22 protein-coding genes, 2 pseudogenes and 1 other annotated feature (1 of these 25 cut by a window edge) are annotated in these 24,905 nt (G+C 34.5%); of the genes and pseudogenes, 4 read left to right on the top strand and 20 right to left on the bottom strand.

The features are described 5' to 3' along the window. Positions 1–33 precede the first annotated feature (33 nt). The 3 genes from AC4BBR_RS05950 to AC4BBR_RS05940 all read right to left on the bottom strand — a co-directional run bounded on the left by AC4BBR_RS05950 (position 34) and on the right by AC4BBR_RS05940 (position 3,671). Complete coding sequence (locus AC4BBR_RS05950) at positions 34–1,476, bottom strand: 6-phospho-beta-glucosidase (protein WP_490461631.1); 1,443 nt, start codon at positions 1,474–1,476, stop codon at positions 34–36. Positions 1,477–1,591: 115 nt separating this feature from the next. Continuing rightward, on the bottom strand, positions 1,592–2,305 hold the full coding sequence (locus AC4BBR_RS05945) for a GntR family transcriptional regulator (protein WP_490461630.1): 714 nt from the start codon (positions 2,303–2,305) through the stop codon (positions 1,592–1,594). 64 nt (positions 2,306–2,369) lie between these two features. After that, positions 2,370–3,671, bottom strand: a complete 1,302-nt coding sequence (locus AC4BBR_RS05940; protein ID WP_490461629.1) for a PTS sugar transporter subunit IIC — start codon at positions 3,669–3,671, stop codon at positions 2,370–2,372. 151 nt (positions 3,672–3,822) lie between these two features. Between AC4BBR_RS05940 and AC4BBR_RS05935 the strand changes: the two are divergent. Beyond that, positions 3,823–4,401, top strand: a pseudogene (locus AC4BBR_RS05935) (transposase); the annotation flags it as partial. 148 nt (positions 4,402–4,549) lie between these two features. Here the strand turns inward: AC4BBR_RS05935 and AC4BBR_RS05930 are convergent. The 7 genes from AC4BBR_RS05930 to AC4BBR_RS05900 form a co-directional block, all read right to left on the bottom strand. Further along, positions 4,550–7,168, bottom strand: coding sequence for a DEAD/DEAH box helicase family protein (locus AC4BBR_RS05930; RefSeq protein ID WP_490461628.1), 2,619 nt, complete (start codon positions 7,166–7,168; stop codon positions 4,550–4,552). An 80-nt stretch (positions 7,169–7,248) separates the two neighbouring features. After that, a complete protein-coding gene (locus AC4BBR_RS05925; protein WP_490461627.1) occupies positions 7,249–8,415 on the bottom strand; it encodes a helix-turn-helix domain-containing protein in 1,167 nt (388 codons plus the stop codon). A 17-nt stretch (positions 8,416–8,432) separates the two neighbouring features. Continuing rightward, a complete protein-coding gene (locus AC4BBR_RS05920; RefSeq protein WP_490461626.1) occupies positions 8,433–9,143 on the bottom strand; it encodes a DUF5986 family protein in 711 nt (236 codons plus the stop codon). A 432-nt stretch (positions 9,144–9,575) separates the two neighbouring features. Then, a complete protein-coding gene (locus AC4BBR_RS05915) occupies positions 9,576–10,541 on the bottom strand; it encodes a DUF4767 domain-containing protein (protein ID WP_490461625.1) in 966 nt (321 codons plus the stop codon). Between the two features lie 49 nt (positions 10,542–10,590). After that, positions 10,591–11,100, bottom strand: a complete 510-nt coding sequence (locus tag AC4BBR_RS05910; protein WP_490461624.1) for a hypothetical protein — start codon at positions 11,098–11,100, stop codon at positions 10,591–10,593. Positions 11,101–11,140: 40 nt separating this feature from the next. Beyond that, positions 11,141–11,509: a zinc-ribbon domain-containing protein gene (locus AC4BBR_RS05905; protein ID WP_490461623.1), complete on the bottom strand. Its 369-nt coding sequence runs from the start codon at positions 11,507–11,509 to the stop codon at positions 11,141–11,143. Further along, on the bottom strand, positions 11,499–11,732 hold the full coding sequence (locus AC4BBR_RS05900; protein WP_490461622.1) for a helix-turn-helix transcriptional regulator: 234 nt from the start codon (positions 11,730–11,732) through the stop codon (positions 11,499–11,501). Before AC4BBR_RS05900 ends, AC4BBR_RS05905 begins: the two co-directional genes overlap by 11 nt. Before the next feature lie 129 nt (positions 11,733–11,861). Between AC4BBR_RS05900 and AC4BBR_RS05895 the strand changes: the two genes are divergently transcribed. Beyond that, positions 11,862–12,197, top strand: coding sequence for a helix-turn-helix domain-containing protein (locus AC4BBR_RS05895; RefSeq protein ID WP_490461621.1), 336 nt, complete (start codon positions 11,862–11,864; stop codon positions 12,195–12,197). Between the two features lie 12 nt (positions 12,198–12,209). Here the strand turns inward: AC4BBR_RS05895 and AC4BBR_RS05890 are convergent, their stop codons facing one another. Both AC4BBR_RS05890 and AC4BBR_RS05885 read right to left on the bottom strand, forming a co-directional pair. After that, positions 12,210–13,670: a TOTE conflict system archaeo-eukaryotic primase domain-containing protein gene (locus AC4BBR_RS05890; protein WP_490461620.1), complete on the bottom strand. Its 1,461-nt coding sequence runs from the start codon at positions 13,668–13,670 to the stop codon at positions 12,210–12,212. 79 nt (positions 13,671–13,749) lie between these two features. Next, positions 13,750–14,037, bottom strand: coding sequence for a helix-turn-helix domain-containing protein (locus tag AC4BBR_RS05885; RefSeq protein WP_206848672.1), 288 nt, complete (start codon positions 14,035–14,037; stop codon positions 13,750–13,752). Positions 14,038–14,233: 196 nt separating this feature from the next. Between AC4BBR_RS05885 and AC4BBR_RS05880 the strand changes: the two genes are divergently transcribed. Both AC4BBR_RS05880 and AC4BBR_RS05875 read left to right on the top strand, forming a co-directional pair. Then, positions 14,234–14,992, top strand: coding sequence for a helix-turn-helix transcriptional regulator (locus AC4BBR_RS05880; RefSeq protein ID WP_490461619.1), 759 nt, complete (start codon positions 14,234–14,236; stop codon positions 14,990–14,992). A 112-nt stretch (positions 14,993–15,104) separates the two neighbouring features. Then, positions 15,105–16,246: pseudogene (locus AC4BBR_RS05875) on the top strand (tyrosine-type recombinase/integrase). A 94-nt stretch (positions 16,247–16,340) separates the two neighbouring features. On the opposite strand, the gene sufB reads toward AC4BBR_RS05875, so the two are convergent. From sufB to AC4BBR_RS05835, 8 genes are all read right to left on the bottom strand, one after another. Next, positions 16,341–17,735 (bottom strand): Fe-S cluster assembly protein SufB, encoded by a 1,395-nt coding sequence (gene sufB, locus AC4BBR_RS05870; RefSeq protein ID WP_429949439.1) that lies wholly within the window; start codon positions 17,733–17,735, stop codon positions 16,341–16,343. Between the two features lie 74 nt (positions 17,736–17,809). Further along, positions 17,810–18,277, bottom strand: coding sequence for a Fe-S cluster assembly sulfur transfer protein SufU (gene sufU, locus AC4BBR_RS05865; RefSeq protein WP_069634821.1), 468 nt, complete (start codon positions 18,275–18,277; stop codon positions 17,810–17,812). Further along, positions 18,264–19,499 (bottom strand): cysteine desulfurase, encoded by a 1,236-nt coding sequence (locus tag AC4BBR_RS05860; protein ID WP_490461618.1) that lies wholly within the window; start codon positions 19,497–19,499, stop codon positions 18,264–18,266. Before AC4BBR_RS05860 ends, sufU begins: the two co-directional genes overlap by 14 nt. Next, positions 19,496–20,782, bottom strand: a complete 1,287-nt coding sequence (gene sufD / locus AC4BBR_RS05855) for a Fe-S cluster assembly protein SufD (RefSeq protein ID WP_490461617.1) — start codon at positions 20,780–20,782, stop codon at positions 19,496–19,498. The genes AC4BBR_RS05860 and sufD overlap by 4 nt, the downstream gene beginning before the upstream one ends. Before the next feature lie 14 nt (positions 20,783–20,796). Next, positions 20,797–21,567, bottom strand: a complete 771-nt coding sequence (gene sufC, locus AC4BBR_RS05850; RefSeq protein ID WP_490461616.1) for a Fe-S cluster assembly ATPase SufC — start codon at positions 21,565–21,567, stop codon at positions 20,797–20,799. Positions 21,568–21,901: 334 nt separating this feature from the next. Beyond that, the gene (locus AC4BBR_RS05845) at positions 21,902–22,753 is read right to left on the bottom strand and encodes a MetQ/NlpA family ABC transporter substrate-binding protein (protein WP_490461615.1); all 852 of its coding nucleotides are present in this window, start codon (positions 22,751–22,753) and stop codon (positions 21,902–21,904) included. 36 nt (positions 22,754–22,789) lie between these two features. Continuing rightward, on the bottom strand, positions 22,790–23,479 hold the full coding sequence (locus AC4BBR_RS05840; protein ID WP_490461614.1) for a methionine ABC transporter permease: 690 nt from the start codon (positions 23,477–23,479) through the stop codon (positions 22,790–22,792). Next, positions 23,469–24,506 (bottom strand): methionine ABC transporter ATP-binding protein, encoded by a 1,038-nt coding sequence (locus tag AC4BBR_RS05835; RefSeq protein ID WP_490461613.1) that lies wholly within the window; start codon positions 24,504–24,506, stop codon positions 23,469–23,471. The genes AC4BBR_RS05840 and AC4BBR_RS05835 overlap by 11 nt, the downstream gene beginning before the upstream one ends. A 276-nt stretch (positions 24,507–24,782) precedes the next feature. Continuing rightward, positions 24,783–24,905 (bottom strand) — a binding site (T-box leader) (it continues 122 nt past the right edge of the window).

Raw genomic sequence — 24,905 nt, 5'->3', positions numbered from 1 at the left:
TCTTCAAAAATTGATGATTTAGTATATTTTTACTCATAATTCCTTAGCATTTGTTTGAATCAACTGTTTATACCAATCAAAGGACATTTTTTTCTTACGGTCTAGTGTACCTTTTCCATGGTTATCCCGATCCACATAAATCATTCCATAACGTTTTTCCATCTCGCCTGTTCCAAAACTAACTAAGTCAATGATTCCCCAGGGAGTATAACCTAGAACATTTACTCCATCTTCCACTATTGCCGTCTTCATTTCTTTGATATGTTTTGATAGGTACTCAATTCGATATGGATCTTTTATTTGTCCTTCTTCTGTCACTTTATCATATGCACCAAAACCATTTTCTACAATAAATAGCGGCAAACCATATCGTTCATAGACAGCATTGAGAGTATAGCGTAACCCCACTGGATCGATTTGCCAGCCCCAATCACTAGCTTCAACATATGGGTTATCAACTATTTTAGCCCCATCAACTCCAACAATAGGTTTTCCTTCTGGCTTTTCTAAGGTAGTAACAGCTTTTGACATGTAATAACTAAAACCAATATAATCAACCGTTCCAGATTTTAATATTTCTAAATCATCTGCCGTATACTTGATGTCGAATCCTCTTTTTTCCCAATGTTGTTTCACATAATTAGGAATCACTCCTCGAACATGAATATCGCTATAGAAAAAACGCTTATCCATTACTTTTAAAGCTGCCATCATATCATCCGGATGGCAAGAGTATGGGTAGATTGGAACATACGCCATCATACAGCCAATTTGAAATTCAGGATTAATTTTGCGTCCTAAACTAACTACTTTTGCACTAGCAATCAGCTCATACAAAGAAGCCTGATAAACGATTTCTTCTCGATTTTCACCTTCTTTAAATTTAATAGCAGAATTTGTCCATGTGTGAATATCATCTTGATCATCTGCTTGATTATTAATTTCATTAAAGGTCATCCAATATTTAACTTTGTCACGATAACGAGTCATAACAACTTCAGCATAATGAGCAAAAAAATCGATTAGTTTACGGTTACGAAATCCTCCATATACTTCATACAGATGATAAGGTATTTCAAAATGAGATAAGGTTACAACAGGTTCAATCCCATTTTCCAGTAACGTATCAAATAAGTCGTCGTAAAACTTCAAGCCTTTTTCATTCGGTTCTTGTTCGTCTCCATTAGGAAAAATACGCGTCCAATTGATGGATGTCCGAAAGGCTTTTAATCCTAACTCTTTAAATAATTGAATGTCCGCTTTATAGCGATGGTAAAAATCAATCGCTTCATGATTTGGGTAATAACTTCCAGCCTGAATTCCCTCCGTTATTTCACGAGCTACGCCATTGGCTCCAGCCGTCATAACATCCGCAATACTGACTCCTTTTCCATCTATATTCCAAGCACCTTCAATCTGATGAGCAGCGACTGCGCCTCCCCACAAAAAATCTGATGATAACTCTTGTTGTTTCATTGTCTCACTCCTAATTTAGTTAATGGTTCTTTCATTTAAAAACTACAAGGGCTAGAAAAGATTTCTAAACCACTTGTAGTTCATTTGTTTTCTAATTCATTAGAAAAATTAATTTTTAGGTCATTTTGGCTAACATAAAAAATTGAATGTCAGGATGATAAAATAATTTGGAAAAATTAAATACTTCCCCACTATTTAAGTATGCTTCATCCTTTAAAACCAAGACAGGTGAGCCTAATGACAAATTTAAGACATCTGCTTGTTTTTCATCACAGGCTTCACAATAAATAAATTTATCCGCAAAACCCAAATTTATATTCAATGCTTGTTTGATATAGTCATAAATAGAATTCTCAACAATTTCTTGATTAAGATAAGGAATGAATTTTTTTCGATAATAGGAATATTCCAATACAAAAGGCTCTTCGCCCAAATAACGTAATCGTTCTACGTAATAAAGTTCCTCGTCTTCAGAAATATCTGTCTCGTCTGGAATATAGAGCGCTTCACTTGCTTTAATTGTCATCAATTTGGCATAGACTGTTTTCAATTCCTTGCCTAGTCGTTTCGCTTCTTCAGTCAAACCAGCTGTTTGATCTAAGGTAATGGCATTCTTATGACTTCGTTTTCGTACAAAAGTGCCTTTTCCTTGAACTTGGTAAATAAATCCTTGATCCACTAGACTATTAAAGGCCGCTCTTAAAGCATAACGTGTTACTTGGTAATGCGCCATTAGTTCGGGTTCACTTGGTAGCCTACCTTCCGTATTTTGGATGATACCTTGCTCGATATCATGAAGTAGTTTACGTTTCAACTCTTTTGCATCCATTTCTTATCCACTCCTTTTATTCTATTTAAATATTATATCACTTCCTTATAAGTTTTTCTTTTGTTTATTGCTCAGTTGCAGCCTGTTCTTGAGCCAAGCTTACTTTATCTTGGCGCATTACAAACGGATAGTACATCACAACTGAAATAATGATGATTACAACTTGAACAACTGCTCCTTGCCACCCTCCGACTAAAATACCTGAGATAATTGGTGGGGTTGTCCAAGGAACTTGAACAGCGGAGAAGGGAGCTAAAAAACCACTAATAATAGAAACGTAGGTTACTATTAATGCAATAATTGGTGTCAAAATAAACGGAACTAGCATAATAGGATTATATACAATCGGTAACCCAAAAATCATTGGTTCATTAATATTAAAAATACCAGGAACTAAGGATAATTTTGACATTTCACGCATCTGTTTAGATCGTGCAGCCATTAAAGATGCAATAATTAGCCCAAGCGTCAAACCGGTTCCTCCAAATTTAATAAAGATATCAATGAATTGAGGGGTCATCACTTTTGCCCCATTATCGATAGTAAGTGCTTGACCTGCATCCATAATTGATTGATTGTCAAGGGAGTTAGCAGTTAATAATGGAGACATTACTCCCATGACAATATTTGGTCCGTGAAGTCCTGCCCAAAAAAGAATGCCCATTAATGCAACAATGATTAAACCTGCGCCAAATGAATCTGTCAAACCTTGAAGCGGTACTTGAATAACTGAAAAAATCACCTCAGTCAAAGATTTGTCTGCAAACACGATACAAATTTGGTACAAGATTGCCGAAGCAATAACAATAACAAAACCAGGAATTAAAGATGAAAAAGCATTTGATACACCATCAGGTACTCCAGCAGGCATTTTAATACGAATATCTCGTTTCATAAAGAATGTATAAACGTAGCCTGTGAATATTCCCATGATAATAGCTGTAATAATACCATTTCCTCCTGTCCAGCCACGTACAAGAACACCGCTTACAACTTCTCCAGATTCTGAAATAATAGCGGATGGCGAAACTACAAAGAAAGCAATTAAAGAAATTACTGCACAAGAAATTCCATTTTGCTTTTCATTAACAGCAAATGAATAAGCGATACCAATTGCAACAATAATAGCTAAAATATCCATAGTGTTTGAAGACACTTGGTTAATCCATACGTTCCAATTATCACCAAAGATTCCCGCCATAAATTCAGCATAACCTGGGATTGGAAAGTTCCCAATTAATAATACAATTGAACCAATCAATGTTGCAGGCATCGTCAGAACAAACCCATCTTTAAGTGCTCTCATGACTTTTGTATTAGCAAAACGTGCCAATCCATCTAAAGCCTTTTCAAAAAAATGACTCATTTTCTCTCCTACTTTCCTTCTAATTTTTAACATTCATTCGAATGATTATAATTCATTATAACATCTTCGATTAACTTTTGTAAACACTTACTTAATTATCAAACGAACAATTAAACTTTCGAGTCACGAAAAAAATATTTTGAAGGTAAACTTAGTTCATTACTTTCAGAAATGCCCAAATCGAGACAGTGTACAATTTCTAGTGACTGATATGAATGCGGCTTATTTTCAATTGATTCTACGTGTATTTCCTGAAGCGAAGCTTGTCAGTGACCGATTTCATGTTGTTCATCGGGCGTTTCATACCTTTCGCATCAAAGAGGTTGCCCGATTACGGCAGGAAAATGAGCACCATTTAGCGAATAAATTAAAAAGTAATTGGCGATTTTTATTGAAAGATCGAGCCAACATTAATCATTCGATCTACAAAACATGGCGTAGCTTTAGAGCACCTATGTTTCCTTATCTGACAGAAGCCATGATGATTGATCGACTTCTTGACTTTTCTTCTACGCTGCGTTTTACTTATCAAGTATTTCATGAATTAAATGACAGAACAAAGAAGTTGGTTATCGAAAGTTTTGCTCTTTCAATAACCAACCTCCTTATTTATACTATTCAGTCCGATTTGACAATGAGCCTATATATCAAGGGTTCTAGCTCATATAATAGGTTTACCCTACACTGCCTTCCATATTGGAATCGAGTTTTCAACCAGTGTCATTCATAGTCAAAACAAGTAATTTAGGTCACTCATAGTAGTTTAATTAATCAATAGATATCATTGATTGTCAAATTAAGATGGTCAAAATCTGGTCAATTTAAATATGTTATTGGGAGCAAAAAAAAGAACTAGATAATCTAGTTCTTTTTTAATTCTATGTTTGTTTCACAGGTAAATCAGTTAATTTTTTGGAAGTTAGAAATTTATTAATATCATCAGGAGTCAACTTATTATCAGATAATATCTTTTCCGTTTCAAGTCTCCAAAGTAAGTCTCCTTGATCAGTATATTTCCTAATAATTTCTGAAATGACAGGTAATTTTTTTTCTGCAAATCTCACTAAATCTTCTCTATTAACATAGTTAATATTGGTTATAATTTCTTTGACACCTATATTAATCTGACTAGCATTAGAAATTAAAATATTAATAATATCAGCATTTGAATCTAATAAAAGACTCTCTCTATTATTTTTTACCCAAGTTGGGTGTGTACTTGATTGCCTTGCATGCTCTACAGAAATCCCTTTGTTAGTATCTTCATAAATTTTACATTCTGTCACTATACAATATTTACTATTTAAAACCCACCAGGGGTCTGGGTTAGCATTGCCATTTGGATTATCAGCACTGTATCCTAATAACTTCCCAAGCTTTTCCACGCCTCTCTCAAACTTAACACCATCGTCATCCTGTAACAAATTAATCACATCAGTAGAGTCTTTTTGAAAATTACTGTTCCTTTTACCTTCAGAAACCGATGATATATTATTCTCCAATCTATCAATTATATCAGATATTGTAGATTCAAAAGCATTATCTTCTTCAACTGAATCATCAATTTTAAGATTCCTAAACCAAGTTATTGCATTTGAATGCTTTGAAGCTTTATCATAATACTCATTTGCTTTTATTTTATTTAACTCACCTTTTCCTTCTCTAAAAAGTTTATTATAAGCCGAAGCAACTTCATAATTCCAATATTGTTTATATCCACCAAGCTCTGGCGACCTCAATGTATCAATTATAGCTATAGCTTTTTCTATGGCTTCTTCATAATTTTGTTTCCATAAACAATATTGAAAATCAACCTCTAGCTTCGAAGATTTTATCAATTCCTCATTATATCTATACGTATCTTGGTTACTCTTGAATTTATTTCTTTGTTTAATGATTTGCGTATCTATGCTATTCCATTCACCATCTCTAGTAAATCCTAAAGTCGCCGTTTGAGACAAATCTTCCACAGATTCCACTTGTTTACTAACTGCATAACCTGTTTCCATCTCAGCTCTCAATTCTGGTGAGAATAGATTAGATTTTCCAGTAGGAGACATCAGAGTTTGCAATTCTCTTCCTATAATCATAACTACCGCATAATCATTTGTTGACCGAGTGCATCTTCCTACTGCTTGAGTTACTCGTGTTTTCATTCTCTCATTAAATAAAATAGCCGTTGATAGCTTACTTGTAAAAAATCTTTCTTGTAGTCCTGTCGTGCTAGGAAGCCCATATAAAATCAGAAAATGGCATAGTTCATCTTGCATATTCAATCCATCATATCTATTAGCAAGAACTGCTATCGCATTATCTTCAATATTAAAACTATCAAACGAACTTTTTAAATCCTCAATTTCATATATTTTAGCTCCTGATTCACTCTTTAATTTTTCAATTAATTTTTTAGAGTCTTTTTTGCTTTCAGTGAGTATTAGTGCTCTAGGAGTGTGTTCTTTTATTTTAGAGAAAATTTCAAAGTTATTTTCTATTTCAAATTTAACATTAGGAAAAATAAAAAATCGTCGACCTATACTTGGAATTCGATTTTCAGATAAAGATAATCGTTTAATTTTGCTTACTCCGATCGTTCTCTCCAACTCACCACTTATTCCCAAAGTAGCTGACATATATAACCTTTGTTTAGGATTAATAAAAGATTCTAATTCTTTAGTTGGTGGAATAAAGGGTCTAATTATTATAGTATTTTTACTCAAATATAGATTACATGCTTCTAAGTTATACTTTATATTTGCCCATGCATATTTCTTTAAACTATCATCTACCACTCTAGGACTGATTATTTCGAATAAATCATTAGAAATTTCATCAAGTTTGATTCTGGGAACCATATCACACCAGTTTTCTTCAGCACCTTCATTTTGGTCTTCAGTAAGCCTTAAGTAGGAATTATTTGCAATAACATCTTTGAGACGTTCAGAAATACTAATAAATAAGTCCGAATCATCTTTTCTATTGATTGTTAACGTCCAATTATTTGCTATATATCCTTCTGCACTATGCGCATCATCAAAAATGATTACATCGGCTTCACAAAAAAAACTATTTATATTAAAAATAGAACTATAATTTGTTACAGCTATCTTACTACAGTCAAAATATGAACTTATGATATCCTGAGAATAATTTGCTCTTTTCCCTGTAAATGCTACCGCAGGAATATCATAATCTTCATTTGCCTGCTTAACTACTTGATTTACCAATTGATTATTTGGACAGACATAAACTACTTTTTCTTTTAACTTTCGTCTCCTGTATTCAGCTATCAATAACCCTACTAATGTTTTCCCACTTCCTGTTGGTAACTCTAATGCCACATCAGGATAATTAAAAAATTCATCTTTTATGTATTCAGATAACATCTCTGCTTGATAATCTAATACTCCCTTAATTTTTTTCTTTTTATAATCTTCATACATTTCTTGAGGACTATTAAATGTCAAATCTTCACTTTCATCAAATACAAATCTAGCCATAGTATCCCTCCTTAACTTATTCCTATAACATCATTATATAGTAAGCGCTCTTAATTTCAATAATAAATAAAGAACACCTTTTAATTAGGTGTCCTTTTTAAGGATACAAGTTTAGAAGTGTTTTGTTGATACTGCATAAAAAATCCACTATCTAAACCTAGTAATTCCTCAATTTCTTGATAGGTAATAAATTTTCCAGATAAATCAGAATAGTCTTTAATAAAAGATTCTAAATTGTAAATTTCCTCTTCAAATAATAGATGTAATGCTTCTTCAAAAGCTTCAGGAGTTGCAATAGGTGTTATATCGTCCAGAGGCTCTAGTTTTCTCCATCCACGTTTACTCAAATTTTTATAGAGTCTCACAAATTCATCTTGAGATATAATTTCTAATTGTCTTGCCCTGTAGACCATAGAAGCAATAGATACTTTCCACTTCAATTTCAACTCTCTATAATAATCTAAATTAAGTGGTGATTTAGACACATCATCTCCGAATGATTTGCTTGGAAGAAGAAAATAACCAGCTAACGAATCAGAATCTTTTTCCATCTTTTTATAAGTATCATTGCTTTCATCTTCAATATTATCTATACTTTCATGTAAAATAAAATGAGCTAACTCATGTATTACATCAAACTGCCGTCTATAAAAAGATTTTTTATTACTGCCTAAGACTATAACATAGTAATTTTGTATATTGTTTTTAAAGTCAACTGTAACTCTTTGACTAAAAGCATCTATCTTCTCGTTTGAAAAAGAAAGATCAGACAATACAAATCCCTTACTTTCCAAAAGTTCCACCGCATTGTTAATAGGATCATCGCCTAGCCCCCAAGCTTTTCTTAATAAACTTGCTTTTTCTTCTAAACAATCAGTTTCATCTAAGTCTGGTAATGATAAAATTGGAAATTCAATACTTTCTTCTAAAAAGTTTCTTAGACTAACTATATTTTCAATTCTCGATAACTGATACAACTTATCTTTTTTAGGAGTACTTAAAAGTGAACGGAAATAAGAATTTCCGTAAGTATAGCTTTGGCTGTTCGATGAATAAAAATGTTCTTTGGGAAATCTTAAAGCTTGTATCAAAGAAAACAAAACCTCTGGTGTAGGTGCAGATAAGTTTTGTTCGTACTTTGAAATCATCTGCTTAGAAACTCCTATATGTTCACGTAATTCATCTAATGTCATACCTCTATATAATCTTGCTTCTTTTAACCTTTGTCCATTAAATTGATTTTGCATGAACACAATCACTACCTCTATTCAAGTTTTCTTTTTCGTTTCTTAAGTTTAGCATGTTTAGGTTTGCTCTTTTCAGGAAATTCTTTTGGTTTGCCCGGCATAGTTTCAGTATCTCTATTACTGGAAAAATTAACTGGGTTATATTTACTCCAATCCTCTTTATATAGTAATTCACATCCATCAGATAATTCATACATACTAATTCTAGGTGTATCTCCAGAGGAACTATCTCTCGTAATTATACGGACGCTTTTTATATAGTCACCATAGTCATCTAGAATTTTTTTTGATTTTTCAACAGCCTCATCATAAGTTTCAGTATCATATTTTTCTACCTCGTATATTGAAGCATCAAATAATTGTCCAAGTTTATCATGTTCTTCTTCAATTGATGTATTCCTTAATATAATGATAGCTGTTAAATAAGTTAACTCCTTTTCTTTCTGGAACTTCCTTATTAATTGTTTTTTATTATCTTCAGACATATATGCATTTAGAATTTTATCATGCTTATCAATAAAAAGAAATGAACGTTTATCTAAGTATATAAATCGTTCTGAGGATTGATTATCTATCCAAGCTTTTAAATTACTTTCCCTTTTTATTTTTGCCAAATTTAAATTTTTACTCTTATGAGTTATTCCATATTTATTGGAAACTTCCTTTACTTCTGATTCGTAACCTTGATATATTTGTTCAACAAACCCAATCTTTAAATGCTCTTCCAAACCTCAACACCCTTTCATAATTGACATAAATTAACATTAACACAAAAGTAGATTTTTTTCAAATAAGGTTTATTAACAGAGATATTCCGTTTTTTTGTCTACCGAAAGTACGTTCTTTTTTCAAATTACATATGAAATATTTGCAGGTCTGTTTCATATGCAATAACTTCCACAACTTTGTAGCACTTTTTAACGTTTTTTGAGTAAAAACTACATTTTATATCTCCATACCTGAAACGCATAAAAACACTGTTATATCAACATTTATCAAAGCTTGTTTCAGATCGTTTCATGTATCAAAATTTATTTTCCTTTTGCAAAAATCAAAAAAAGAGTACCCCATGTTAGCCTAGTAGCTCACATTTCAGGTACCCTTATTACGGTCATAAAACAACGGGGTGGGGTCATCTTACTTCTTAATATTTACCAAAACTAAATACTATAGACAACAGCCCCATTCTGAGTTGTTATAATGACTTCTCCATCTCCACCTTTACTCCAAATACTCACAGGCTTACCGCCAGTCTTTAAACTTATATCTTTAGCAGCATCTAGAAATTTATTATAATAATCAGTATTACCTTGTCCATATATATATAGTTGTATATTTTGAATAGTAGCAGACATTGCAGGAATTAAATTTATCGTTGTCCCATCATCCTCTATTGAACACCCCATCCATTGAGCTTTCCCTTGAATATAGTCATTTGTATTCAAGTCTTTATATGCAATCGTACCTAAATTAAATTCATTTTGATTATTTGCATCTGTTGTATGATTCTTATTACCCGAGACAATTTCTAAAAAGCCATCTTTAAGTTCTTTGTTCTCTGTTTCTTTAAAATATAAATAATTATTTTCATTTCCTTGGTTCTGTTTTGTCATTAATACTTTAGGTATACCTGACACAAAAGTAAAGAAATAAACGTGCTTTTCAAGGTAGGGTTGAGTATCTGCATCTGAATAAACAGCAACTAAGGAGTAACCAGTTGCTCCCTCTCCATTCTCAGACCATTGTATTTTAATCGGAACATCATCTACAACTGCTTGCCATCCATTCTTATTATCTAAAACTTTATCAGGTAGCATTAACCCATATAAATCCACGTTGTTATTGGGGCTATATTGTTTATAAGTTTGATTCATTGTTTTACCCCAGCTATCCATAAATGTATTAAGTTCTTGATCCTTTTCTTGGTTCCATGGAACATCCGACTTAATTTTTTGTTGTGAGTTTTCTGTTTTAGATTCGTTTGTTTCATTTACAACTTCCTCAACACTTGAAGCTTCCCCATGCCTGTTTGTTGAAGAGTCTATAATATGCCTCTCCTTTTCTTGATTACATCCTGTTAATAGAACACTAATCATTAATAGAAAGAGTAAAGTTATTTTTTTCATTATCTCATCCTCCATAAATCTTATTACCTCAATAGTATCATCTTAATCACTATTTCGTCTTCTTTTTCCTATAGAGGTATGCAAACAACCCAATCACTAATGTTAGAAGGAGCCATGAGCCAGATGATCCTTCAGCTTTACTCAATGGACTATCAATTTTTTCTATAGGATACAAATTGGCATCCGATAATCTGCCATTCATATTTGACAGCATATAGACATATGGATTTTCTTTATCATCATCATTCAAAAACAACATAACAGATGAGTTCATTGATGTATCCATTCCTTTAATGTGTTTAGATAATTCTTTATTTGTGATGACTAGAGTATTTCTAACACCTGTTCTTTCCTTTTTATATCTATATTTAATAGCTCCACTATCTTCAAGTATGATTACATGATCTTTAGTGATATGAATATCATATGTAACAAGATCACGATTATCTATTCCTGACCAGTAACCGTAGCTAGCTTTATATTTATTATTACAGCCAACCATCGCTATTACTATTATTAAAAGACAAGTTGCTAATGTAACTCTCTTTTTATTTTTCATAAATGTTCCTCTTTCTGATTAGATTTACATATTGGTACAGCTAGTAACCAACTGATGCAATTCCAAGAAGAAAGCCTAAGATTGCACCTGCTACACCTGCGATCATTATAATAGTGCCGTGTTTCTCCTCGTAACTACGATACAAATAGCCCATAATAACCGACACAGCTCCAAATAGAACAGGAATAAAAAGGAGCGATACAATTGTAGCTATCCATCCAATTATCATGTAAAGCTTTCCTGATTCCTGTCCACTTCTAATTCGTTTTTTAACTTCATTAATTATTTTATTAACACCTTCTGTCGTCTGAGATACTTTAAATGATTTTTCTTTACTTTGAGAAGCCCCGCAATCTGAACAGAAATTTACAGCTTCTTCTAACTTAGTTCCACATTTATTACAATACATTATTTTTCCCCTCCATACTTACGTTAAAAAAATCATAGAAAAGTTCATCCATTTCAACCTCTAATATCTCTGCTAATTGTTTCATTTGATAAGGTTTTGGGATAGTCCTACCTGTTTCCCAACTACTTATTGATTGTTGAGTTACTGACATCATGCTAGATATCTCAAGTTGAGAATAACCTTTCTTATCCCTATATTTGCTTAGTATTTTTTTCTGCTTCATCTTTTTCCTCCTTAACAACATTATATACATCATTTTGTTGTTATTCAACTATTTTAATGATGTTTAACCCGTTTTTGAATGTTTAAATACAACGTTTTGTTGTAACCTATTATTAAGCGGAGGGATAAAATGGAATCTGAAACAAAACAATACGCAAAAGCCATAAAAGAATACAGAAAGAAACTAGGTTGGACTCAAAAGCAACTAGCTAATAAAATTCATACCTCTCAACAAGCAATTGCTCGATGGGAAAAAGGAATAACAGAACCACGAACAGATAATCTACAACTACTCTCAAAAGCCCTAGGAGCTCCTCTGAGCCATTTTATAGATAAAGATACATCTTCATATGATAAGGAATACAACGCCTTATACGCTTCCTTAAGCATTGAAGATAAGAAAAAAACATTAGACTACATGAAATTACTAAAAAGACAAGAAGCTGAAAGAAAAAACTTTAAATAAAAAACACCTGTCTTAATTAGACGGGTGTTCTTTATTGTCAATTTTAAAAGTATATATAATTTTATCACTCTTATTTTCAAACTCTTTTAACTCTCTATCCGAGTATAATTTTTTTGTAACATCCTCTAGTTCAAGTTGATCAGATGAATCATAGGTTACCCAACTAGTTTCTTTTCTATCTGTTGAGTCAATCAACATTTTGTAAATATTTGGAGCGCATTTGCCATCAGGCGTAAATTTTTTAAAACGGATGATTTCTAAAAACCCCATTTTTTCTAGTTTTCTAATATTCTCCATGCTACGTCCAGCGTGAGAATCATTCCCCATTTCCGCCAATGTTTTATGAGTACAGTAAAAAATACCGTCTTCACGAGCATATTTTTTTGAGTGATGTAGCAAACTAAACATCAGACGTCTAAGATTCCTCTTTTTAATAGTAGAAATGATATCTATTTCCTCTTTATAAAAAGTTACTTCTTTAGCTTTAGAACTAATTGAATAATCATATTTATACGTATTTTCTACGATCCTTCTAGTCTCACTTTCTAAGCTCTGAATTGTCCAACTACTATCTAAATAATGACGTGTACTTGGTTTTTCGAGTGTATTATTAAGAACTTGGCTGATTAAACAAACCGTCTCATCTATACTATTGCCTTCACTCTTAAAAACCATAGATGCATAGTAAGTAAAGTCATTTCTAGTATGTGGAAATAGTAAATGTCCAACTTTCAAAATGTTTTTAACATTCTTACGAACTTCAATCCCATCAAGCTTACTTTCATAGCCACCACTTTTATCTTCCTTATTAAGTAATTCTATCTTTTTCTTTTTAGCTGGTTTCAAGCAATCAACTAGTACATTTTCTTTAAATTCATTTAATGATTGAGGTTCTATAGATAAAAAGTGCTTCATCGACAAAGGTTTCAATGTTTGATTATCTACATAGGGACAACGTTTACCTGTCACTTTATGAATGCCCAATGGTAATTTTACTCCCATCCCTGTAGTAGGTCTCCTCTCAATTCGTTTTGGCACCTCATCTAACTTACTAAGAACTTCTTCATAGAAGGGAACTAATTGACATTCCCAAATAGGCTCATCAAAGTACAAATCAACATGATATCCTTTTAATCCAGAATACCAAACATGAATATCTTCTATAGGAATCCCATAGTAGGTATTTAACTTATCGACGAGTGCCAGAGTCGTTCTTTTTCTATCATATTCATCCATAATATCGACATCAAAAGTTAAAAATTTTGTAAGTCCTCCCTCACCGAGTAATAGACCTATAGTTTGAACTCCCTTAATGTGATTTTCGACTTTAGAATCTGTTAATTTAGCAGTCTGAGTAGTTATGAAACGACTATTTCCTCCACTCCCTACTTGACATAAATACTTTCCCCTAAAAGTAATAAACAACTTATTTATTTGCTCTATTATCTCATTTACTTTTTCTTTCTTATTCATTTGTTATCCTCCTATAATATTAATTAACTTTTATTAACTCTCTTTACAAGTAAAGAAAATAGATACTTGTGTGACATAGTCAACACGTGTAATTAAGCATAAACTTATCTATTTCAGATTTAGCTATACGCTTAACACCGTCAATTTTTATTATAGGTAATCCATGATTATTGATAAAATTAGCTAAAGTATTTTTTGATACAGATGCATATTCACACGCTACTTTTAATTTCATGTACTCAGGATATTGCTTACCAGTATTCGTTGTCGTTAACATGGTAGCTTTCAGTTCTGTCATTTTTCCATCTATAATTGTACAAACAGCATCAGTCAAGATACTATCCAATGAATTAGATTGTTTAGTCATGGTATCCTACCTCCTTTCTATAATTTAATCATAGTTATCATCTCCCTTTTCATTTACTAGATATAGTATACCATGAAGTACATGTTTTGTCAACAAAAAAAACATCCCTTTTAGTCGCCTTTTTATAAACTTGACAAACATCCCTTTTCCGTATATAATATGCTTATAATCAATTTATAGAGATTGGAGGTACCTTATGGGCAATACACATCCCTTAACTTTAGAAAAGAGAAAACTTGCTGCAGGAGAACGAATTAAAAAGATTAGAACTGAGAATAGATATACTCAGCCTATGTTTGGGAAATTAGTTAGTCCAGATACACCAGCGGATAAAAGGGTTGTCTATAGCTGGGAACAAGGAAAATTTTTACCTTCTGAGGAAAGACTATCTAAAATTGCTGACCTTGCAAATATATCAATAGACGAAATAAAGTACGGTACTCTAGACGAATACATAGAAGGTATTTTTCTCTATGAAGATTCTTTATTATTTGATAATACTTATACTCCTTTACCTATTAAGACCTATTTATCAAATATTAATGAAGATATTACCCTTCAAGAATTTGTAAACATGGTACCCATTCCTGAAAATGCTAATCGCTTTTATAGCTCCTTCAAACGACTGGATGGAGATAGTCAACGTTCTTGTGTATCAAAAATAATAAAGATTTCTGTGGACAATAACATTTCTTATTTTGATATTGATAAAATTCTATTATATTTGCAAGAAAGTATATCTGATATGTTAGAAGGAAAAATTGAAGTATTGATTGATCCCATTTTAAATACAGTTGATACCATTGAAGAGTTCATAACTGACGAATTTCATGATAATCAAAGATTCCAAGAAAAAAGTTACTCGCTAGATGCTGTTACTGAATTACAAGTGGCTACAGAAGAATACAAACAAAAATTAATCATGATTAATCAAAACTATAATGGAGGTGTTTGAGATGGAGCGATATTAAGCGTAACATCTTAGATTAAGAATATTAACAATATTACTTCTAATATTGCTCCCGATAGACAATATCTATTGACCAATATTTAGGAGGAAGTAACAAATGCCAAAAATAACAAAATACAAAAAGAAAAATGGTCAAGTAGCTTGGATGTTTAAAGGACACATTGCAACTGATCCTAGAACTGGGAAAAAAGAAAGTACGACTCGCAGAGGATTTCGAACTAAGCAAGAGGCAAAAAAATCACTTGATGAACTAGCATACGAGATAAAATATGGAGTTAAAAAGAAAGCTTCTGATATGACTTTCGAGGACTTGTATGAAGAATGGATAACCCATCAACGATCAAGTGTTAAACCTTCGACAGTAGCAATATCTGTTAGGTTTGCTAAAAATCAAATACTACCTGAGTTTGGTAAGTTGAAGTTAACTGATATCTCTGTCCCATATTGCCAGAAAGTCTTAAGCAAATGGCACGCAAAGTATAAGATGTGGGACTCTATTCGAAAACAGACTGGACAGATTTTAGCCTATGGCGTTTCTATGGAATACATCGATAGCAACCCTATGAGAAAAACAATCCGTCCTAAACATAAAGAGTTGAGGAAAAACGAAAGTTCTATACTAAAGATGAACTGAATACCCTATTAGATGCATTCAAGAACTTTGGAAACACTAAGCAGTATGCTTTTTTCAGATTACTAGCATATACTGGGATGAGAAAAAGCGAAGTTCTTGCATTACAGTGGAAAGATATTGATATGTTTAATAAGGAACTACATGTTAACAAAACTGTAGCGATGGATGAACATAAGAATATCATAATCCAAACACCTAAGACTAAAGCTTCAAGAAGAACAATCTCTCTTGATACTGAGACTCTCGCAATCTTAAATGATTGGAAGATGCAACAGAGAACGGACTATCTTAAACTAGGCTATAATACAAGTTCAGAAGAGCAACATGTTTTTACAACTCTTAAGAACACTCTGTACATTCCAAATACTGTGAATGATTGGTTAAGGTATATTTTGAAAAAGTATACCTTAACTCGCATCACGCCTCATGGGTTCAGACATACACATGCTAGTTTGCTATTAGAAGCTGGAGAATCTGTCAAGGTGGTTCAACAACGATTAGGGCATGAAAATAGTAAAGTGACATTAGACATCTATGCACATATTACGAACAATGCACCTAAGAAAACTGGTCAAGAATTTGCTGATATGATGGATAATAAGTAAAAAAGCTGGTCAAAAGCTGGTCGTTTCTAATTTCAAGATAAAAGAAAAAAGCTAGAATCCTTATATATCAAGGGTTCTAGCTCCTATAACAGGTTTATCCTACACTGCCTTCCATCTCATAAGAAATCAGTCTATTAAGCTCCACCGCATACTCCATCGGCAATTCTTTCGTAAATGGCTCCACAAATCCCATAACGATCATCTCAGTCGCTTCAACCTCAGTCAACCCACGACTCATCAAGTAATAAAGCTGTTCTTCCGAAATTTTCGAAACCTTCGCTTCATGCTCCAATGCCACTTGACTGTTATGAATCTCATTAAACGGAATCGTATCCGATTTCGATTTATCATCCATAATAATCGTATCACACTCAATATGTGAAATCGAACCAGCACTATCTTTTCCAAACGTTACTTGACCACGGTAATTCACTTCACCGCCATCTTTGGCAATTGATTTAGAAACGATCGAACTTGATGTATTTGGCGCATTATGAATCATTTTCGCCCCTGTATCTTGAATTTGACCTTCCCCAGCAAATGCAATCGAAAGCATTGTACCGCGAGCACCTTTTCCATCTAGATAAACACTTGGGTATTTCATCGTTGTTTTGGCACCTAAGTTCCCATCGATCCACTCAACTGTGGCACCTTCATAAGCTTTGGCACGTTTTGTTACCAAGTTATAAACGTTATCAGACCAGTTTTGGATGGTTGTATAACGTGTATACGCGTCTTTATGAGTAAAGATCTCAACGATCGCAGCGTGTAAGCTATTGCTTGTATACGTAGGTGCTGTACAGCCTTCTACATAGTGAACACTTGCGCCTTCATCCACGATAATCAGTGTACGTTCAAATTGTCCTGTGTTTTCCGCATTGATTCGGAAGTATGTTTGTAACGGTACATCCACACGAACGCCTTTTGGTACATAGATAAACGTTCCACCAGACCACACCGCTGAGTTTAGTGCGGCTAATTTGTTATCAGTTGGCGGGACTAATTTTGCAAAGTATTTTTTGAATATATCTGGGTATTCTTTCAACGCTGAATCTGTATCAGTAAAGATGATTCCTAATTTTTGGAATTCTTCTTTCATATTGTGGTAAACCACTTCTGATTCATATTGCGCCGAAGCTCCAGCTAGATACGCACGTTCTGCTTCTGGAATTCCGATTCTTTCAAAAGTTTCTTTGATTTTATCTGGTACATCATCCCAGTCACGAGCGGGTTTATCGCTGGCTCTTTGGAAATATTTGATTTTTTCAAAATCAATATCAGATAAATCTGGTCCCCATTCTTGCATAGCCATTTTGTTGAATTGTTCCAATGATTTTAACCGGAACTCTAACATCCATTCTGGTTCTTCTTTTTTACGTGAAATTTCTCTAACAACTTCCTCTGTTAGTCCATTTCCCGTACTGAAAATTGGTTTCACATCATCATGAAAACCAAATTGATATTCTTCTAACTCAGGTACAGTACTCAAATTATCTCACGCTCACTTTCTTAGGTTGAGAATCAAACGATTAGTTTCGAGTTATTTGATTTCTCACTAATTTTCTATTCTTCACAATGTAATTGTCCTGCGGTTCCTTGTCCGTCATTTTCAACTGCTTGTTCTAACGCTTTCCAAGCCAATGTTGCACATTTGATCCGTGCGGGGAATTTAGCCACACCGCTAAGCATTGCTGCGTCACCTAGTTTTTCTTCTTCCGGTACATCATTTCCTTGTACCAATTGAGAAAAATCTTCAGCCAACTGTTCTGCTTCGGCTAAGGTTTTCCCAATCACCGCATCTGTCATCATACTAGCACTCGCCGTACTAATCGAACAGCCACTTCCACTAAAGGCAATATCTTTAATGACATTGTCTTGGATAGCTACTTGCAATTCGATCACATCGCCACAAGTTGGGTTATTCATTTCGATTTTCTTGCTTGATTCTGCCAATGTTCCATGATGATGAGGATGACTTGAATGATCCAAAATCACTTGACGGTATAAATTATCTAATCTAGATAGAGCCATGTTGGAAAAACTCCTTTGTCGCTAAAATTGCTTCGATCAATCGATCAGCATCTGCTTTGGTATTATAAAGATAGAAACTTGCACGAGCTGTCGTTGGAACGTCTAAATATTTCAGTAATGGCTGCGCACAATGATGTCCTGCACGAACCGCTACCCCTTCCATATCTAAGGCTGTCGCTGTGTCATGTGGGTGTAAGCCATCTAAATTAAACGCTAAAACGCCTGTATGATGAGCTGGATCTTGTGGTCCGTAAACCGTCAGACCTTCGATCGCTAATAGTTTTGGCAACACGTAAGCTACTAATTCTGCTTCATGTTGATGAATTTCTTCTAAACCAATCTCCGTTAGAAAATCGATTGCCGCACCTAGAGCGATTGCTCCAGCAATATTTGGGGTTCCTGCCTCAAATTTCCAAGGCAGTTCTTTCCACGTACTGTCATGCAAATTCACGAAATCGATCATTTCCCCACCAAATTCCACGGGTTCCATTTGATCTAGTAATTCACGTTTTCCATATAATACACCAATTCCAGTTGGACCACACATTTTATGCCCACTGAATGCGTAAAAATCAGCATCGATTGCTTGAACATCTACTGGCATATGAGGGACAGCTTGCGCACCGTCGACAACTAAGACAGCACCGTGACTATGAGCTAGCTTAGCCAACTCTGACACTGGATTGATCACGCCTAAAACATTCGATACATGCGCGATAGAAACAATCTTGGTTTTATCCGTGATTTGTTGTTTTGCACTTTCCATATCTAAAAAGCCATCTGCTGTGATCTCGATATATTTCAAGGTAGCGCCTTTACGTTCCGCTAGTTGTTGCCAAGGGATAATATTAGAGTGATGTTCCATGTAAGAAATCACGATTTCATCCCCTGCTTCAACCGCTAAATCACCATAACTTTTTGCGACCCAATTTAAACTCGTCGTTGTGCCTCGAGTAAAGAGCGTTTCTGCTGTTTCTTTCGCATTGATAAAGGCTCTAACTTTTTCACGAGCTTCTTCATACTCTTTCGTCGCACGTTCTGCCAAGGTATGCACACCACGGTGGACATTAGCATTATCATGTTCATAATAATAGGTCAGTTTATCTAAAACTGCTTTGGGCTTTTGAGTTGTTGCTGCATTATCCAGATAAACAAGCGGCTCGTCATTTACTTCTTGAAACAAGATGGGAAACTGCTGCCGAATCTTATCTGCGTTTATCATGCATTCAACTTCCCTTCAATTACGTCTACAAATTCTTTTTGCACATCTTTCACAGGAATCGCTGTGATCACTGAACCTAAGAAGCCACGGATAACCAAACGTTCTGCATCATCTTTACGTAACCCACGGCTCATTAAGTAGTACATTTCTTCTGGATCAACACGACCGACACTGGCTGCATGTCCTGCGGTTACTTCATTTTCATCGATCAATAAAATTGGGTTTGCATCGCCACGAGCTTTATCAGAAAGCATTAAGACACGACTTTCTTGTTGCGCATCTGCTCCTTTAGCGCCTTTTAAGATGTGTCCGATTCCGTTGAATGTTAGCGTACCACGTTCGCGGATAACCCCGTGTTGTAAAATATGTCCTACAGAGTAAGAGGCTTTATTGGTTACACGCGTATCGATTCCTTGTGTTTGTTTACCGGCACTGATTGCCACAACTTTGACTTCTGAATGAGAACCTTCACCCACTAAATCTGAATCAAAATCAGCAACCACATCACCGTCATTCATTACACCTAAGGCCCAATCAACTGATGCATCACGCATAATGTGTCCACGACGATTCATGTAAGTTGAAACATTTTCGCCTAATTGATCGACAGCTGAATATTTCACTTTTGCACCAGCTTTTGCAATCACTTCAACCACGATATTCGCTGACACTTTAACTTTTTGCTCGCCAATTGTTTGGAATCGTTCTAAATAGCTAAACTCACTATGTTCGTCCGCTACGATCAATACATGTTTGAAGAATGATTCTTCACTCGCTGAATCTTGGATAAAGATTGCTTCGATCGGTTCTTCAATAACAACATTTTTCGGTACGTATAAGAACACACCACTATTCATAAAGGCTGTATGGAATGCTGTTAATTTATCTTCATCCATTTCAACCGCTTTGTTCATATAATATTCTTTGACTAAATCGCCATGTTCTTGCAACGCTGTAAACATGTCAGTGAAAATCACCCCTTGTTCGGCTAATTTCGCTGAAAGTTGTTCAAAAGCTGTGATCGATCCTTGTTGCACAATTACAGGATTGTCTTTCATTGAGTCAAAGCTTGGGATGTTCATCGTTTCAGGTGCATACTCTTCAGTATTCACGTTAAACAAAGGCCAACGGTGAAATTTCACGCGTTCGATCTTTGGTAATTCTAAGTTTTCAGCTTTTTCTAAAGCCGCTACACGTAAGTCGGTCATCCAAGTAGGTTCTTCGTTACGGGCTGAAAAAGCGTTGATGTCGTCAAGATAATTCGCTGTTGTAATTTCCTTCATTTATCTTGTCCTCCTTATGCTTCTTCTTTGTATTCGATACCTAATTCTTGGCTGATTCCTGCATAGCCTTCTGCTTCCAAACGTTTCGCAAGTTCAGCACCGCCAGTTTTCACCACACGGCCTTCCATCATGATATGCACCACATCTGGCGTGATGTAGTTCAATAGACGTTGGTAGTGAGTAATGATCAATGCACCAAAGTTTTCACCGCGCATTTCGTTTACGCCTTTTGAGACAACTTTTAAGGCATCGATATCTAAACCAGAATCGATTTCATCTAAAATGGCAAATGTTGGTTCTAACATCAATAATTGTAGAATTTCATTACGCTTCTTTTCTCCACCAGAGAAGCCTTCATTTAAGTAACGTTCAGCCATTTCTTCTGGCATATTTAGTAGATCCATTTTTTTGTCTAATTTTTTGATGAATTCCATCACTGAAATTTTGTTATCTTCATCACGTTTGGCATTGATTGCCGCACGCATGAATTCAGCATTGGTGATTCCTGGAATTTCACTTGGGTATTGCATAGCAAGGAATAAACCTAAACGGGCACGTTCGTCCACTTCAAGGTCTAAGACATTTTCACCATCAAACAAGATTTCGCCTTCTGTGACTTCGTAATTAGGATTTCCCATGATGGCCGCAGATAAGGTTGATTTACCTGTTCCGTTTGGCCCCATGATTGCATGGATTTCACCTGTTTTCATCGTCAGGTTAACCCCTTTTAAAATCTTTTTATCTTCGATTGATACGTGTAAATTTTTAATTTCTAAAACGGACATGTACAATTCCCTCCAACTTAAAATAATTATTTTATCGTTCTCATTCATTTTATCCCAATTGAGAATGATAAGCAATCTCTTTACTAGAATAATTCTTATTTAATCTAGGTTATCTTTGTGAAAAAAAAGAATTAATTAGAATCTTTCTAAAATGGTTATTGTTCTTTTTTCTATTTTTTAAAACTTTTATTAGCTTCGTTTCTGATTGTTTAAAATAAAAAGAAGAATTTAGAGGGGAAATGATTCTCCAACTATGAACCCATTCTACGTTTAAATAATCTAAGCTACAAAAAACTGGAGCAAGCTTTTAAACGCTCACTCCAGTTCCAAACATTTACTTCTCTACCGGTTTAACTGATCCATCCCATTTTTCAAGAATCCAATCTTGGATTTCTTTACTGTGTAATGCATCAATCAATTTTTTAATTTTGTCACTATCTTTGTCTTCTGAACGAACAGCCACGATATTTACGTATGGTGAATTATCTTTCTCAAGTAAAATTGAATCTTTCAAAGGATTTAAACCTGCACTATATGCAAAGTTTGCATTGATTGCGACAAGATCTGCTTCGTCGTTATTATATGTGGTTGTTAGAATTTCGGGATTGATGTTATGGATAAACTTCAAGTTTTTAGGATTTTTATCGATATCTTCAAACGTTGCTGTTTCTAAATCAACCCCATCTTTAACGGTTACTAAATCAGCATCTTGTAAAATTGTAATAATGCGACCCCAGTCAGATTCTGAATTTGATGTAATAACTGTTGCACCATCTTTCAAGTCTTTGATATCTTTAATACGTTTTGAATATAAACCCATTGGCTCGATATGAATACCGCCAGCATTAGTAAAATCGTAGTTATTTTCTTTAACTTGCAAATTAAAGTAAGGAATATGTTGGAAGTAATTTGCATCAATATCGCCTTCAGCCAAATTTTTATTTGGTAAAATGTAATCATCAAATTGAATGATTTCCAAATCAATACCTTCTTTTTTAAGAACCGGCTTCACTTGTTCTAAGATTTCTGCATGAGGAGAAGCTGACGCACCAACCTTTAAAACAGAGGAATTTTTATCTAAACCGGCAGATTTGCTATCGGCAGTTTTATCTTTTGGTCCACCACAAGCGACTAAGCCAAACGCCACAACTGCTAATGTTGCTAAACCGAATAATTTCTTTTTCATATTTATTTCCTCCAATTGTTTTTCTATTTTGATTGTTTATCGTTTGTCTGAACGTTTCACTAATTGATCACCGACAAATTGAATAATAAACACAATTACCAAGATTAAAACTGTTGCAACCAGTGTAACGGTATTATTATTACGGCTAAACCCTTCTTGATAAGCTAGACCACCAAGACCGCCACCACCAATAATCCCAGCCATTGCAGTGAAACCGATCATCGTGATAGTTGTCAAAGTCACTCCAGATAGTAGCGCCGGGGTACTTTCAGGGATCAATACTTTAAAGATTTTTTGAATTTTAGAAGCACCCATTGCATCTGCCGCTTCTAAAACTCCACTATCTACTTCACGAAATGCAATTTCGACTAAGCGAGCATAAAATGGTGCCGCTGATACGATTAATGAAGGAATTGCTGCTTTTGCGCCGATTCCTGTCCCAACTAACTTTCTTGAAAAATCCATCAACAAAATAATCAAAACAATATACGGGATCGATCGAAAAATATTACTAACAACAGATAAAATGCTGTAACAAACCTTTGCATAAGGCGATTTGTTACGACTTAAGCTATAAAGTAACAGCCCTAATAAAAATCCAATAATAATAACAAAAACCATTGCAACAATCGTCATGAATAATGTATCTATTGCGGCCTGCTTCATTGATTCTGGATTCACCCGACTAAAATTTAAATACTTCTCTACAAATGTTTCATTCGCCATGGTGAATCACCTCCAAACCAACTTCTTTTTCTTTAAAGAACGCCAATGTTTTTTCTACTTCACTTGATGATCCAGTGATCATTACAGTAAGTGTGCCAAATGCGCCCTCTTTAGCTTGTTGAACTTGCCCTTGAACCACATTGATATCTACAGCAAACTTTCGGATTGCTTGTGAAATGACCGGCTCATTCGCATTATCACCGCTAAATTGAAGTGTAACAACGAGGCCAGCAGGGTTTTCTTTGATCAAGTCTTGTAATAATTCTTCTGTATCTTCTTTTGGTTCCAGTTCTTGTTGAACAAAACGTTTTGTCACAGCTTGTTTCGGATGTCTAAAGACTTCTAAAACATCTCCTTCTTCAACGATCTGTCCAAGCTCCATTACAGCAACTTTATTACATATTTTACGGATTACATGCATTTCGTGTGTAATCAATACAATCGTTAAGTTCAGTTTTTTATTGATTGCCAAAAGTAAGTCCAGTACTTCGTCAGTCGTTTGAGGATCTAGCGCACTTGTCGCTTCATCACACAGAAGAATCTCAGGATTATTAGCTAAAGCTCTAGCAATACCTACCCGCTGCTTTTGACCACCAGACAATTGACTTGGGTAAGCATCTCCTCGCCCTTCTAAACCAACTAAACTTAAAAGCTCCTGTGCCCGTTCTTTTCTCATATTCTTTGGAACATTGGCTAATTCTAAAGGGAGCATGATGTTTTCTAAAATCGTTCTTGACCATAATAAATTGAAATGTTGGAAGATCATTCCAATTTTTTTACGAAATTGACGTAGTTCTCGATTCGCCATTTGGGCAATATTTTGCCCTTGAATAATAACTTCTCCTTCTGTTGGTAGCTCTAAGCCATTTAATAAACGAACTAAAGTACTTTTACCAGCACCAGAATATCCGACAATCCCATAAATATCCCCTTGATTGATAGTTAGTGAAACATCGTTCACAGCTTTTACTTTTCCACTTTTTCCGGAAAATTGTTTTTGTACGTGTTGCAATTCGATTAGAGGCATTTTTTCCCCTCCGCTTTCTTTGGTTTTGCTTCTTTTTTATTATACTACATGCTTTGCGCTGTGTTGTGAAATAATCGGCAGGTTCATTCTTTTATTTTTATCATCAGGCCCGCTTATTTCTTGTCCTACTCTTTTGCTGACGTGGCAACTTGATAGTGACTCACTGGTAAGGAAACTTCTCTCACTTCGTTTGCTAATTATTGTTCATCCTCTACTCTGGCGAAGCTAGTCGTAGTGATTCACAGCAAAAAGCCTCCGCCCCAGTCATTCATCTGACATAAGGACGAAAGCTTATCTTTCGTGTTACCACCTTGATTTACCATTATTTCACAATAATAGTCTTATACAGTACTTGAACTCGCATACTGCCGTGCTGTAACGGGCACTCCCGTAATAAGT

The organism is Enterococcus sp. AMC1251 (assembly GCF_058216535.1).
The sequence above is the reverse complement of the archived record's forward strand: the minus strand, read 5'-3'. Positions and strand labels throughout refer to the sequence as shown.

Excerpts from the sequence above, each read along its gene's own strand:
- AC4BBR_RS05910 (WP_490461624.1), bottom strand. The coding sequence starts at position 11,100 with ATGAAAAATAAAAAGAGAGTTACATTAGCAACTTGTCTTTTAATAATA.
- AC4BBR_RS05945 (WP_490461630.1), bottom strand. The coding sequence starts at position 2,305 with ATGGATGCAAAAGAGTTGAAACGTAAACTACTTCATGATATCGAGCAA.
- AC4BBR_RS05915 (WP_490461625.1), bottom strand. The coding sequence starts at position 10,541 with ATGAAAAAAATAACTTTACTCTTTCTATTAATGATTAGTGTTCTATTA.
- AC4BBR_RS05900 (WP_490461622.1), bottom strand. The coding sequence starts at position 11,732 with ATGAAGCAGAAAAAAATACTAAGCAAATATAGGGATAAGAAAGGTTAT.
- AC4BBR_RS05930 (WP_490461628.1), bottom strand. The coding sequence starts at position 7,168 with ATGGCTAGATTTGTATTTGATGAAAGTGAAGATTTGACATTTAATAGT.
- sufD (WP_490461617.1), bottom strand. The coding sequence starts at position 20,782 with ATGAAGGAAATTACAACAGCGAATTATCTTGACGACATCAACGCTTTT.
- sufC (WP_490461616.1), bottom strand. The coding sequence starts at position 21,567 with ATGTCCGTTTTAGAAATTAAAAATTTACACGTATCAATCGAAGATAAA.
- AC4BBR_RS05860 (WP_490461618.1), bottom strand. The coding sequence starts at position 19,499 with ATGATAAACGCAGATAAGATTCGGCAGCAGTTTCCCATCTTGTTTCAA.
- AC4BBR_RS05895 (WP_490461621.1), top strand. The coding sequence starts at position 11,862 with ATGGAATCTGAAACAAAACAATACGCAAAAGCCATAAAAGAATACAGA.
- AC4BBR_RS05950 (WP_490461631.1), bottom strand. The coding sequence starts at position 1,476 with ATGAAACAACAAGAGTTATCATCAGATTTTTTGTGGGGAGGCGCAGTC.
- AC4BBR_RS05940 (WP_490461629.1), bottom strand. The coding sequence starts at position 3,671 with ATGAGTCATTTTTTTGAAAAGGCTTTAGATGGATTGGCACGTTTTGCT.
- AC4BBR_RS05925 (WP_490461627.1), bottom strand. The coding sequence starts at position 8,415 with ATGCAAAATCAATTTAATGGACAAAGGTTAAAAGAAGCAAGATTATAT.
- AC4BBR_RS05835 (WP_490461613.1), bottom strand. The coding sequence starts at position 24,506 with ATGCCTCTAATCGAATTGCAACACGTACAAAAACAATTTTCCGGAAAA.
- AC4BBR_RS05885 (WP_206848672.1), bottom strand. The coding sequence starts at position 14,037 with ATGACTAAACAATCTAATTCATTGGATAGTATCTTGACTGATGCTGTT.
- AC4BBR_RS05890 (WP_490461620.1), bottom strand. The coding sequence starts at position 13,670 with ATGAATAAGAAAGAAAAAGTAAATGAGATAATAGAGCAAATAAATAAG.
- AC4BBR_RS05905 (WP_490461623.1), bottom strand. The coding sequence starts at position 11,509 with ATGTATTGTAATAAATGTGGAACTAAGTTAGAAGAAGCTGTAAATTTC.
- AC4BBR_RS05880 (WP_490461619.1), top strand. The coding sequence starts at position 14,234 with ATGGGCAATACACATCCCTTAACTTTAGAAAAGAGAAAACTTGCTGCA.
- sufU (WP_069634821.1), bottom strand. The coding sequence starts at position 18,277 with ATGGCTCTATCTAGATTAGATAATTTATACCGTCAAGTGATTTTGGAT.
- AC4BBR_RS05840 (WP_490461614.1), bottom strand. The coding sequence starts at position 23,479 with ATGGCGAATGAAACATTTGTAGAGAAGTATTTAAATTTTAGTCGGGTG.
- AC4BBR_RS05845 (WP_490461615.1), bottom strand. The coding sequence starts at position 22,753 with ATGAAAAAGAAATTATTCGGTTTAGCAACATTAGCAGTTGTGGCGTTT.